The sequence below is a fragment of the Evansella cellulosilytica DSM 2522 genome, from assembly GCF_000177235.2.
GTDB lineage: Bacteria > Bacillota > Bacilli > Bacillales > Salisediminibacteriaceae > Evansella > Evansella cellulosilytica.
Genome location: NC_014829.1, coordinates 1,281,171 through 1,293,616, shown reverse-complemented (window position 1 = coordinate 1,293,616; position 12,446 = coordinate 1,281,171). Strand labels below are relative to the sequence as shown.

The window sequence follows — 12,446 nt, the reverse complement described above, 5'->3', positions numbered from 1 at the left end:
TATGTATGATAATACGAGAAATATTAACTTAATTTACTAAATAATAACATCCCTAATTAACATTATATACCAACATAAATTTCGGAATGTAATAACCTTTCATTTATTTATGGTACTGTTCACTAATATTAAAACTAAACTTTATCCTCCACAATTTAGGCAATTTTGTTGAAAACAATCACCTATAAATAAAAGGTATTTCTTTTAATGTAAGTGAATTCTTTCAAACGAAATCTTTTGCTGCGCAGTAATCGTCTACTATACGGTAGCTTAAAGAAAAAAGCCCCCCCCCGGCGCCATTAAAGCATGTACTGGGGGCAAACACTTAATATGCACGATTGTTTGTATCAGTATCGTTTAGTTGCTCATCCATATCTTCAAGCCAAGCTTTACATTTATCTGGAATCATAGGATATGGATGACGAAACCCCCATTTTGGTGACTTATAACGAAGTCCATAAAGTATTTTCTCTACTGGTAAGTTACAGAGAACCTTATTAGCCAATTTTCTAATATTTGTATTTTTTCCCCATGCTAATATTAATTTTGTCTTCGGACCACTAAGTAATAGTTCCAACTCTTTCACCCTATCTTCAGCAAAAATGGTGTGATTATCGAAATTATACTTTTCTGCTTGTTTAAGGTTTTCTCCGAATTTTTTCATAGACCCTGAACAAAAGTCACTCAAATTAACGATGGAGATAACATTCCAGTCCAATAGCTTCATTAGCCGCATTAATTGTCGTTGTGTTGGATCATCATTAACACTAATATATGGAATACTTTTAACAATACCTTGAACGGTTGGAAACTCATATGACCGATCACTAGGACTACAGCTGCCAGGATTAGCCATCAAAATAACTGCATCAGCTTGATCATTTCTTGTAAATCCTTTCCTCATAATGACGGCATGGTTTCTACACTGATACTTTTTTTTGCCTATATTTGTTTGATAAAAACTTGCCTCGACTTGAAATTCCTTTCTTAGTTGATCTGCCGCCAAGAACTCTCCTTTACTAACTAACTTTTCCATATACTTTCCACCTTTCAATATTTTTTCGGAAAATTCAGACATCTAAAAGCATAATTACTAGATGTCTGAATCTCCAATCTTCATTCACTCTATAAAATGACCTTCAGAATTATATATAGATTCATACATATATAACAATACAAATTCTTAAGACTCTAACTCTTTCTTTAATTCTTTCATTCTTCTCGTTTTCTGCTCGTGCAATTCCATAAGCTCCTTATAGCGTTGATCTACGACGACTTTCCCTAGATTCCTATAAAAACCCATTAAAAAATCAATCTCCAATTCTACTCCTCTTTCTCCGTCGCACTCAACATGATACTCTGGGTTATCACTTGGTTCATTATTAATCTTAAGATGGATTTCTGGATAACCACTTGGGTGGTAGTCCGCAACATCCTTGAACTTGAGAGGAATTGATCCATTCTCTCCTATCTCCGTTATAGTAATGTAATAATTTGGTCCCACATAGTCAAGAATAAGCCAATGCTCATTATCGTATTGATCTCCCACATTCCACCAAAGGTATCCCCCCTCAATTTTCTCATCCCCTATTTCAGCCATACCTGTTTTAGGTCGATTCCTATTATATTCTTCAAACTGCTTAATTATAATGAATATAACTCCCGTAACAACTGCTATCCACATAGTACTCACCTCCTGGAAAAGTTATTTTTTTCTCCTTTTCATTTGGCGATACTTCTGTTGATTTAACTCCTTACGTTTCCTCTTTGAATATTTAAAGTTATCTAATTGCTGGAAGAGTTCTTCAGATTCTGTCAATAACTCAGAACTATCTATACTCATTGCCACTTCCCTCATGTGCAAAGCCTGTTGCTGTAACATATCCTTTCCTTTACCAAATTGACCTTTATCAAAATGGTGCATTGCTTGTTCTAACACTTTTGCTGAGGTAGTAATTTGTAGTTGACTTTCAACTTTTGGATCTGCCAAATCTGAAAGCTATCACCAAGAGTTAAATCTACCGCATCTTCATCAGAATTATAGTTATAACCAAACACATTCGTGATCCGCACACCTTTTTTTGGCAAGATATTTAGCGTTATATTTTGTCCTATTACGTTCAATAACCCATCTAATTCCTGTTCAAAAATACTTGGGATATTTTCTACTTCATTTATAAAATGAAAGTTCCCCCTCCCACTATCTGCGACGCCTTCCAAGAGTTCTTCATCAAAGTGCTCACTGACACCTAATGTTGAAATTACTAAACCAGCAGATTGATAGTCGTCAGCTAATTTTACAAGTGCCTCTTTATCCGTAATTCCAGCGTTTGCCTGGCCATCGGACAGCAATATAACTCTATTGACATAGTTTTTCACCTCTTGCTTTAAGACGTGCTGACAGCCTTGGATAAGTCCACCACTCAAATTCGTTATACCTCTTGTCTCAATTCTCTGAATGTACTCCTTTAGTAGATCTTTGTGTGTGACTTTTTGAGGTTCAATTATAGTTTCAACTTGATCGTCGAATACAACAACACTTAAAATGTCTTTATCCGTCAACTGATTAATAACAAAATTACATGCCTCTTTACAATAACGAAGGGGCTCTCCTGACATTGATCCACTCCTATCGAGTAATAAGGACAAGTTGATTGGGGATCGTTCCGTATGCTTTACCTTTGCGCCGGTTAATTCGACCAAGAGATACGCTGCTTCTTTCCCCTTGCATGGGACATTTTCGTACTGATGGGCAAAGCTTAATTTAACATTTGAACTCATTCTACTCCTCTCCCTAAACCTTGAATATTTTTCCATTCATTATCTACTTCTACTATAGCTCATTTCCCTCAACTTACCTCCTACAATAATGTGAGGGGCTAATGAAATGCGTTTCTGTTGTTACTATAACTTACTTTTAACAACTTCCCCCATTCAAAAATGACACAGGTGTAAAAAGTCCTGCATAAAATAAAAAAAGCTGTCTGTATGACAACTCCCTAATGATAATTCCGATATATTTTCTCTGCTTCCACAGCTATATTAGCGACAAGCGACTTAGGCTTCAAAACCTTGGCATCACTCCCCCACGTTAAAATCCACCTGACTAATCCTTCACTAATAACCGCCTTTGTACTCAAAACAAATGAATTCTCATCATACTTTTTAATAGCCACATTCAGACCAAACCGATCAATAATCACATTAATTAGGTGATTATCAAACACAATCTCAATATACTGATCATCTCCCGAATACATATGAAAAAGCTGATTAACATATTCTGAAAGATGAAATGTCTCGTCATACACATAGGATACCTCTGTTTTAAGGACATGCCGCATACGGTCCACACGATAGTGTCGTATCTCATCCGCAGCGCCGTATTTACCAATTAAATAATAAAAATCATTATTCCAGATCAACGCATACGGCTTCACCTGATATGAATCTCCATTTCTGCTTAGAATAAATTGCTTCCTTGTGTTATATCTGCCATATTGAAAAGCGATTTCCTTCTGCTCCGTAATCGCTTGGTGAATATCACTAATATAGTACTTAATATGATTATTTTCACTTTTCACTGCCTCATCAACCAATACCATATTCTTCAGCTGACGTGCCATATGCTTACTCGTTAACTGCTTGATCTTTCCAATCAGCTTTTCCGTATCCGACCTGCTGATAAACCTGGCCGAAGAAACCGCATCAACTAAGAGCCGTAATTCATTCACCTCAAATAACCGCTCCTGATGACTGTAATATTTAGGAAAACCATTTCCATTATGATTCATCACCACCGGAAACACATCTGAATCAACTAATTCCCTCAAGTCATCCTGAAGACCTCGCTCCCCTAAATCCGCCTCCGTCTTCCCCCAAAACGCAGCCTTCAATTGTCGAACAGATAACTCATGCTCCTCATCCGTTTCCATTCTGAGAATCTCCATTAACATCAACAACCGTCTTCTATTAGATAAAGCCTCCATAGCAGGTCCCCTAACCATTTATGATTATAAAATTATATTCTTTATCAGCATCATAAACTCCTGCATTGAAAAAAGTTCCTAACCCCCAGTACTGAAGTTATACAGCTCTGAGGATCAGGAACCATAAATTCTAATTATGTTTCCTTATCAATATCATTTATAAATACTCTTAAAAAATCATTTTCTCTAACATTTTTATCTTTGTGACCTAAATCTTTCCTAATTGATAAAAGTAGAGTTTCAAATTCTTTAAATTTATTAATTTTATCTCTATTTTCATTTTTTAAATTTGAAACTGCTGCATATCTGTATTCACTATATTTTTGAACAACATCTGATGAGCCCCAAATCAATAAATCAGGATTGAATTTTTTTGCAAATTTCTTTATTTCTATATCCTTTACGTTATCATTCGGATCTAAAACTCTAAACATGAATTTCAAAAACTCATCATACACTGGTATTTTTTTCATTCTGTTCTCTTCTTTAATTTTTTGCTTACTCTCATAATTCCTGGAAATTACTATAGTAATAGCGGATAATAATATAGTAAATCCCCCAGTTAGAATAGCTGCGGCTATCTGAGGGTCTATTGTATATATTATCCATGTAACAAGGGAATACCCCGCATAAAGTATTAGTCCTATAATCCCAAACCCTAATAACCCCTTTATAATCTCTTTCATAAATCTCGCTCCTTTTATCTTCTCATTTCGACAAAAGGAAGCTTTTCCCTCCTTATACATAATGTAAACTAGCATCCATTAGGATACGTGAAAAAAGTGCCCACTGTACTGCAAAGTTATACAGCACTGAGGGTCAGGTACCTCAAATTTAAGAATATCTTAAATATACTTAGGCAGTCTGTATATCTAGTTGCTTTTTCAACTGTAGCGATTTTCTATACTCTTCCGCTTCTGCTAGTTTAGTAAATTCAACCGTTTTATTGTGGTTATCCTTCACTGTCTTTGCAATTTCATCTAATGATACATGGAAGAATTCTTTCCTTGGGTTAACTTTATTTACTTGTGCATGTTCAAATACTTTATGAAGCGCACCTTCTAATTTCGGGGCATCCTCTGAAAAAATCATTGCGTGTACATCAAAAGTGAATGGCACTGATGCATTACCTAGTTCGTTTACTCGATCAAGTGGCTCTAAACGACGAGTCATTCCTATTTTATAAACCTCCTCCCCAAAGGAGCCTATATTGGAAATAATATAAACATAACCGGCCTTTGCATTTTGCTCTCTAAAATCTACAGCTTTCTTTTCTTCTTGGATATGTGCTAGTTTCTCATTAATCTCAGTCATTTTCTCTTCTATTTCCGCTCTTAATTCTTCCGAAGCATCGACTAGTTGGTTCTTATATTGCTCTATCGCATTATTAAAGTGTTGTTCATCCTTTTCTAGCTTTTTCTTTTCTCGCTCAATTTCCATTTGTACACGTTTCTCTTCTTTTATCTGCTCCTTTAATCTTCGCTGTTCTTCCTTCTCTTCTTCTTTTTTCACCTGATATTCATAAGCAAGATACAATTCATCAAGCTTTGAACTTAAATATTCTTCTTTAACTTCAATTCTGTTCCTTTTATTTAGCTTATTTAACTGTTTAAATGCACTTCGAATCCTTTTTTCAATCGCTTCAACATTATTGAATTTAACTTTTATAATTGCTGCATCACATTCATTATTAAATGCTCGAACAACCATTTTAATATTATCGTTGTTCAAAGCCTCACCCTTTTTCTTACTTCCATCGACAGTCCAATTATTGGAGTGATTCGTAGCTATCTTCTTAGTTGCCATCATTTTCTTTTCTCTCTTATTAAGTCTAATTGATTCTTATACTCCTCAGAATTTTCAAAGCCATATTTAGGCTCATAAAACCCAAATGACTGATATAATGATTCATCATCTAAAATAATAACTTCCCTTTTTTTATCTTCAATTTCTTTTTTCAAATGACTGATTGTTGACTCTTTCGTTGTAATTTCTTTTTCTAGCTTTTCACTATGTTTTAATAGTTTGTCTTGCTGTTCCCTAGCTTTCACAACATCACCAAAACCACTTGCTTCCCATTCTTCTTTTACCTTCTTATCTTCAATCAAAGATAAAATAAGTAAAATTACACCAACAACAAAAGGAACAATCAATATTGAGAGAGCAAACCAAATACTAATAAACCAAGTTGAAAGATACCATTTCTGATTACCCATCTTACACCTCCAATAAAATTTAAAAGATTGTATATGTTAAAAGTTCTTATTAAAAATAACTCTATTTCATACAAAAAAGCATACCCTAAATAAGGCATACCCCTGATGTCATAATATATAATTGTTCGGCATAGTTGTACACTTTTTCTATATTATACCATTTATATGGTACTTTAAATAAGCAAAAGTGAAACTTTTGAGATGGTCCTGGAAATTATACATTACCTATGAAAAAAATTATATAAAGTTTTAATAGAGTACTTGGGGTCTGGCACCGCAAATTCATAATTTAGGCAATTAAAATAAACTGGTAATAATCACTGGTCCCGCTCCGTCCCTTCGCTTCTTTTCTATGCTTTCTGTATGTTTGTATCTTTTTTCTCGATATATAATTTAGAATTTTTTGGGTTTAACCTTTAATTTAAATATTTTAAGTATTGGCAGAATAGGACATACCAAGTAAATCATAATTATAATAGTAAATATGATATAGGGGGATAAAACGTGGATCTTAAATTATACAACAAAGATTCAACAGTTGATATGAATGAAATACAAACAGGAACCATTGACTTAATTGTAACAAGTCCACCATATTGGAATCTTATTGACTACAGTCATCCTGACCAATTGGGGAAAGGTTTATCTTATAAAATGTTTATGAAAAAAATAAAGAAAAATTTGTTTGAATGCATGAGAGTCCTAAAGGAAGATGCATTTATATGTATCGTGGTTGGAGATGTCAGAACAGGTGAGTATAAACAAAATGGACGCCCTAGAATTTATTCATTACAATCTAGTCTGATTGAATATTTTACTGAGGAAATGGATTTTGATTTGTTTCAACATTTCATATGGGAAAAATTTGGAGTCAAAAAAGGTAATGGCCCCAATATATATGGTTCTGTAGGCACCGGTAAAAATAAAGATAAAGCCGTTGGACCTCTTCTCTATTCCGATTTAATAATGGAGCATATTTTAGTTTTTAGAAAGCCAGGAAAAAGAAGTAGAGGTTCTATAGCTGAACGGCTTTCCCATAAAGAGAATATACTTATGAAAGAGGAATTGGTTGAATGGTTGAATCCAGTGTGGAAAATACATTCTCCTCATAACTCTAAACATCCTGCGACTTTTCCGGATGAATTGTGCAAAAGATTAATATTACTTTTTAGTTTAAAAGATGACAAAGTACTGGACCCTTTTGCTGGTACTGGTACTACACTAATTAATGCTCTAAATTTAGGCAGAAATGCATATGGATACGAAATAAACCCGAAATACATTGATATTATAAAAAGTAATATTAACTTATCACTTGGTTATAAATATTTATCATTGTAGATACTTTTTTTCAATACCCATTAATTCATTTTCGAGATCAATACTGTGCTCACTTATATCTGAGGAATTTTCTCTCATTGTATTCATTAGGGTCATTATTCTATCCTTTAACATTCGACTTGAATCCAATTCATTACTAACCTGACTTGACACATACTCCAAGAGTGAATAATACTGACTTGCTGTTAATTCACGAGTGTTTTGTTGAGTATATACGTCAAAAAGTATAGGATAGATGATATCTTCTAACTCACTATATGCATCAGCAATAGAAATACCATTATTGCCCATTTGTAATATAATTTCTCTTTCCTTTTCAAAACAAAACACTCTGTCCCATTTTGGTTTACCATGCTTATATTCATCATTCCACAGTGGTTCGTTTAAATCTATATCAAACATACTACAGTATTCTTCTCGGCTCATAATTGGGCGCGTTATCCTACCAATAAATAATCCTTGCAACTTCCACTTTGGATAAATTAAGTTATGGTTTTTCCAATGATTATTTATTCGCTGTTTTATTTGATATTCTCCACCAAACTTAATGAAAATAATTTTGTCATCTTTTGCTAAGTCAAAACTCGTTAAATTATTCGTTGGGCACCATATCCCACTTTTTTTAGCAGGCTTTACAGGGTAAGTTTTGTACTCATAGTAAAAATTTTTAACCTGACTGGTAACCCAAATTCTTTGAAAACTATTCTCCCGATTCTGAAGTTGTTTTTGCAAGAGCCTATTAAAGTTTTCTATCACAAAAGCCCTAAAGTCTTCGATATCGATTTCATATATATCTAGATCAAACTCATTTATTAATCCTTTTGGTAAAAGGTCGTGTTTAAGGACAATAATACAACCATTTTCTTCTCTAAACTTTTTATACTGTTTTTTATAATTCTTAGATTTATGGTAATCAAATAAAGAAGTGAGAAATTTCACTTCAACTGAACGTATCATATTACTCCCTTCTATCAACATTTCATTAATATCTGGAAAAGTTGTTTCTATAGGTTTTATCATATTTACCTTAAACATCTTCCTACTCAATACTCGTTTTCCTCGCTTAAATATCTGAATTAAATATAATTTCTCCTGTTTAGTCCTATATTCCAAATACTCATATATAACTCTTTCTTGCAAAAATGCTTTTGCCTTGGACATAATTACCACCACTCCAATACTTTTAATGATATTCTGTCCATTTACAAGAAATTAGATAACCACTTCCGTTTATTTCTAAAAAAACTGACAAACTGTTAAAAATAGTTCCCTCCTTCCATGACATCCTATATTTCCAGGAATCAGAATCCGTCAGTCCCCCTCTTTTTCTTAAACACTTTAGAATGACAGTTTATATATAGCAATTCTATCAATTGTTAAACTAAACAGTATTATGGTTACTTTCAATAACGTTTTGAGAAGCTTTCGGACGCTAATGCTCCCTAATTGTAATTATTAATAAGATAGATAATGGCACAACGAGCAGATAAATACACACATTGTTAATTATATTGTTCAATTAATGAAAGAATAGCTATTAAATATACATTTATTTTGCTAAATTCTTTTTGTTCATTTAAAATTTCCCCAATATTTTTAATGCCATGGAAAAATTTATTACGCATTCTTTTCGCAATGTGAAATAAAAAGACGATTTTATCCCTAATATCTCTTTTGTTAAATGTCATTGCAAAATCTAAAAATCTTGCTTTGGCTTTTTGAGTATTGTTATCTGCTTGATTATAAAGGTGATTTATAAATTTGTGAGCATCGTTTATATATAATTGATAAAAATGATTAAAAGCCTTGTTTATATCATCAACTAATTTACCATTTATACAATTTTCAGTGCGAGGTTCTGTTATAACAATTCCAATCGTTTCTTGGGTTATTTCTAAAGAAGTTCCCCACGACTTAAAATCTAAAGTATTTAAATTACCAATTACATTTTTTAATTGACTCTCAAATAACCCCCAAATAAAGACAAAATTTTTAGCTTCCTCCAATCCATTATCGTCAGAGTTGTATCTATATAATACCCATTCAGTAACACTCATCAAATTCTCCCCATTCACAAAATTCTGTTGTACATAATCATTATCTGTAACACTCAAAGTCCCTTCTGATAAACAAAGCTCATTTTCAATCTCTCATTTTATTAATTTGTTCTTTGATTTTAAAACATAATACAAAGAAAATAGAAACATTATAAGTGGGCGAATGTAAATAAATCAACTCTTTTACGTATATATTCATATTCAATACCTCTCCCCATCCTCCGCCACCTGCGATGTCGGTCTAAAAAACTCATTTTCTTGGTAGTTATATTGAATATCAGCAATTCTTTCTCTAAAGTAGTTCTCAAGTTCCTTATCTGTACAGTAAATAAAGCAGCCCTTCTGTCCTCTTGTCATGAGAGTTCTGTAGGTGTTTCGGATAATTTCGTCCGCGAGCTTTTCTCCCTTCATCCGATCTTCCTTTAGCATTTTCTTTAATCCCTTTAATGAATTATCTTTTTTGGCTCGTTTTGTGTGATCAGTGATGACGTCACCATCGCGATAGATGAGATCGTCTCCAATAATTACCCCGACGTAATCGAACTCAAGTCCTTGGCATGTATGGATACAGCCAATTTCATTAACCGATGTCTCATCAATGGCCCATGTATCTGAGTTATTGAGGTTCCAGCTCATGGAAAAATCAAATTCTGGGATTTCAATGTCGTGGAAATTTGTATCAGCCTTCCCTTCCTTGATCCAGTTCCAACAGTAACCGGCCACTAGCCTCGCTTTATTATTTTGTTTATTTAATTTTTCTATTTCTTTACGCAATTCCGTTGGGTCAGAATATATGCGGAAATCATAGCTTGTCCCTAAATAGTTCGCATTAGCTGTTTCACGTATTTGAAGGACATCATCAATCCAGCTTAAATAACCGTCCGACCCATTGCAGCGGAACTGGGATTCTAGATTCACTCTCGTAATTGGTGCACCTAGTTCTTTGGAAAATTGTTCTATTGCATCAATACTTCCAGCATCTTTCAGAGTAACTCGTTGCCGTTCATCAATAAAGAAAATCGCCAGCTTCGAAGCCTTTATAATTTCTTTCATTTGATTTTCCCCTAGATTACTAAACAAGCCTGATTTTTCATTTAAACGGTGTGCTTCATCAACGATTAATACATCGAATTCGTTTTCTGGAGCATTGATAAAGCTTCCAGAGCCGGTAAAAAGATTATCGATATGTCCTTTACGGAAGTTTTGCTTTAACTTTGTCGCATAAATGTTTCTTGGTGCAGCATTTTTCGTGACATATTGAGAAACAAGACTACGATTCGTTGCTTCAACTAGTAAGTTAATAGCAAGAACCGATTTCCCCGTACCAGGTCCCCCTTCAACAACTAGTACCTGCTTTGTATTCTTTCGAACGGCATCATTAGCTAATTGAAGTGCGGTTTCATAGACAACCTTTTGGTCATCGATCATGATAAACTCGCGATTTCCTTGAAGCATATTATTTAGAGCATCCTGCAACGATTTAGAAGGACGAATACGACCTTTTTCTATCTTATACAAAATCTCTTTACTATCTCCATACTTGATATTTCGCTTAATAAAGTCCCGTAGCTTACCAGAATCCCCTTTAATAAAAACTGGAGCTTGCTCTATGTAATAATCGTATATCGAATCCGTTAACGGATCCTCTTCTCCCGCATTCAGATAGTTATGTAAGTAAGCACAAGGGTACAGGTTCATGTCCTCTTTCTGTGCATTTTCATTGTAGTCTTTGATAAGCGCAGCATACGACCAAGCTTGATAGGAAGGATGTGTTGTTTCCACTAGTCCTCTATTCATCGCTGTTTTAACAATCGCTTCCTTCCCTGCAATCTTTTCTACCTTTTCCCATTGCTTTAACTCAACGACAACAATCGATTGACGAGACTCCTGATCCGACCCAGTAATAAGAAAGTCCACGCGCTTTGATGTATGTGGAATCCGAAACTCAATCGCAACACCCGCATTGTCAGGAATTTCACGATCACTAAGCACCCGATACATATACTGCATCGAGTTATCCCAAGACCGCACCTCAGCCTTATTAATGCGACCAACCTTCTGTTCAAAGTTACTGCATATATTGTTAACAAGCTCATCATCAAACACATCATTCAAGAACTCATTCTTCGTCGCCTCGTATACGATCATCGTCTCACCCTTTGAGTGTTTTATTTCATTATATCTTATAGCTTGGATATTTTTAACAAAAAGGTTACAAAACACACTTGCATATTAAAAGTTGTTATATGAAACGTTACTGACTGAGATTGGTAGAAGTCCTATATTCAAAAAAATAATGATTTTACTTACATCTATTTTCAACACTAGAAACACTTTGAAGGATGATGAAAGGAAATAGAAGATATAGAAGAAAAAAGAAAGTTTAATTTTAAAACTTTATCTACTTTATTATTTTTACAATTGTTATAATCAGGACGATAAATGCGTTGTACCCTAACTTCTTGGTATATTTAACAACATCAATAACTGGTGCTTTATTGCTAGTTACTATTTAATATTGATAATTAAATCCCACTAGTTCTTTCCAGTGGGATCGTTTCTAATTCAACAATTTGAAATATTGTTTTATAAAATAATATAAAATTCCAAAATGATAATGCTTGAATAAAACACATAAATTAAAAGAAGTTGTGTTTCAGATGGAAACACCTTAGAAAATTGGTAATATCCTTAGAATGGATTTAATAATTTTCTTAAATAATTCACACCATCAATGTAGTATTTTTATCAGATAGTGGTTTTACAAGATAGATCTTTTAGCTGATATCTATCTGATTGAAATGATAGATTTTGTTTTCTATATTTTAGATCTTTTTAAGTCG

12 protein-coding genes are annotated in these 12,446 nt (G+C 33.7%); 1 reads left to right on the top strand and 11 read right to left on the bottom strand.

Features of this window, described 5'->3' with window-relative positions; all coding sequences use genetic code 11:
• Positions 1-325 precede the first annotated feature (325 nt).
• From BCELL_RS05835 to BCELL_RS23045, 8 genes are all read right to left on the bottom strand, one after another.
• Positions 326-1,036, bottom strand: a complete 711-nt coding sequence (locus BCELL_RS05835; protein ID WP_013487752.1) for a DUF1643 domain-containing protein — start codon at positions 1,034-1,036, stop codon at positions 326-328.
• A gap of 147 nt (positions 1,037-1,183) precedes the next feature.
• Positions 1,184-1,684, bottom strand: a complete 501-nt coding sequence (locus BCELL_RS05830) for a hypothetical protein (protein ID WP_013487751.1) — start codon at positions 1,682-1,684, stop codon at positions 1,184-1,186.
• A gap of 21 nt (positions 1,685-1,705) precedes the next feature.
• Positions 1,706-1,990: a hypothetical protein gene (locus BCELL_RS05825; protein WP_013487750.1), complete on the bottom strand. Its 285-nt coding sequence runs from the start codon at positions 1,988-1,990 to the stop codon at positions 1,706-1,708.
• Complete coding sequence (locus BCELL_RS05820) at positions 1,933-2,781, bottom strand: vWA domain-containing protein (RefSeq protein ID WP_013487749.1); 849 nt, start codon at positions 2,779-2,781, stop codon at positions 1,933-1,935. Before BCELL_RS05820 ends, BCELL_RS05825 begins: the two co-directional genes overlap by 58 nt.
• 218 nt (positions 2,782-2,999) lie before the next feature.
• A complete protein-coding gene (locus BCELL_RS05815; protein WP_013487748.1) occupies positions 3,000-3,989 on the bottom strand; it encodes a helix-turn-helix transcriptional regulator in 990 nt (329 codons plus the stop codon).
• Positions 3,990-4,123: 134 nt separating this feature from the next.
• Positions 4,124-4,675 (bottom strand): hypothetical protein, encoded by a 552-nt coding sequence (locus tag BCELL_RS21520; RefSeq protein WP_013487747.1) that lies wholly within the window; start codon positions 4,673-4,675, stop codon positions 4,124-4,126.
• Positions 4,676-4,844: 169 nt separating this feature from the next.
• The gene (locus BCELL_RS05805; protein WP_245546951.1) at positions 4,845-5,798 is read right to left on the bottom strand and encodes an SNIPE associated domain-containing protein; all 954 of its coding nucleotides are present in this window, start codon (positions 5,796-5,798) and stop codon (positions 4,845-4,847) included.
• A complete protein-coding gene (locus BCELL_RS23045) occupies positions 5,795-6,205 on the bottom strand; it encodes a hypothetical protein (RefSeq protein WP_245546949.1) in 411 nt (136 codons plus the stop codon). The genes BCELL_RS05805 and BCELL_RS23045 overlap by 4 nt, the downstream gene beginning before the upstream one ends.
• Before the next feature lie 504 nt (positions 6,206-6,709).
• On the opposite strand from BCELL_RS23045, the gene BCELL_RS05800 reads away from it, so the two are divergent.
• Positions 6,710-7,546, top strand: a complete 837-nt coding sequence (locus tag BCELL_RS05800; RefSeq protein WP_013487746.1) for a DNA-methyltransferase — start codon at positions 6,710-6,712, stop codon at positions 7,544-7,546.
• Here the strand turns inward: BCELL_RS05800 and BCELL_RS05795 are convergent.
• The 3 genes from BCELL_RS05795 to BCELL_RS05785 form a co-directional block, all read right to left on the bottom strand.
• Positions 7,538-8,707 carry a hypothetical protein gene (locus BCELL_RS05795; protein ID WP_013487745.1) on the bottom strand — a complete coding sequence of 390 codons (1,170 nt, stop codon included), beginning with the start codon at positions 8,705-8,707 and terminating at the stop codon, positions 7,538-7,540. The two genes, BCELL_RS05800 and BCELL_RS05795, sit on opposite strands and share 9 nt — an antisense overlap.
• A 341-nt stretch (positions 8,708-9,048) precedes the next feature.
• Positions 9,049-9,603: a hypothetical protein gene (locus BCELL_RS05790; protein WP_013487744.1), complete on the bottom strand. Its 555-nt coding sequence runs from the start codon at positions 9,601-9,603 to the stop codon at positions 9,049-9,051.
• Between the two features lie 201 nt (positions 9,604-9,804).
• A complete protein-coding gene (locus tag BCELL_RS05785) occupies positions 9,805-11,751 on the bottom strand; it encodes a DUF2075 domain-containing protein (RefSeq protein WP_013487743.1) in 1,947 nt (648 codons plus the stop codon).
• Positions 11,752-12,446: the final 695 nt, after the last annotated feature.

What these genes read in the sequence shown, in the direction of transcription:
- BCELL_RS05835 (WP_013487752.1), bottom strand. Translation starts at nt 1,036, where the DNA reads ATGGAAAAGTTAGTTAGTAAAGGAGAGTTCTTGGCGGCAGATCAACTA.
- BCELL_RS05830 (WP_013487751.1), bottom strand. Translation starts at nt 1,684, where the DNA reads ATGTGGATAGCAGTTGTTACGGGAGTTATATTCATTATAATTAAGCAG.
- BCELL_RS05820 (WP_013487749.1), bottom strand. Translation starts at nt 2,781, where the DNA reads ATGAGTTCAAATGTTAAATTAAGCTTTGCCCATCAGTACGAAAATGTC.
- BCELL_RS05815 (WP_013487748.1), bottom strand. Translation starts at nt 3,989, where the DNA reads ATGGAGGCTTTATCTAATAGAAGACGGTTGTTGATGTTAATGGAGATT.
- BCELL_RS21520 (WP_013487747.1), bottom strand. Translation starts at nt 4,675, where the DNA reads ATGAAAGAGATTATAAAGGGGTTATTAGGGTTTGGGATTATAGGACTA.
- BCELL_RS05805 (WP_245546951.1), bottom strand. Translation starts at nt 5,798, where the DNA reads ATGATGGCAACTAAGAAGATAGCTACGAATCACTCCAATAATTGGACT.
- BCELL_RS23045 (WP_245546949.1), bottom strand. Translation starts at nt 6,205, where the DNA reads ATGGGTAATCAGAAATGGTATCTTTCAACTTGGTTTATTAGTATTTGG.
- BCELL_RS05795 (WP_013487745.1), bottom strand. Translation starts at nt 8,707, where the DNA reads ATGTCCAAGGCAAAAGCATTTTTGCAAGAAAGAGTTATATATGAGTAT.
- BCELL_RS05790 (WP_013487744.1), bottom strand. Translation starts at nt 9,603, where the DNA reads ATGAGTGTTACTGAATGGGTATTATATAGATACAACTCTGACGATAAT.
- BCELL_RS05785 (WP_013487743.1), bottom strand. Translation starts at nt 11,751, where the DNA reads ATGATCGTATACGAGGCGACGAAGAATGAGTTCTTGAATGATGTGTTT.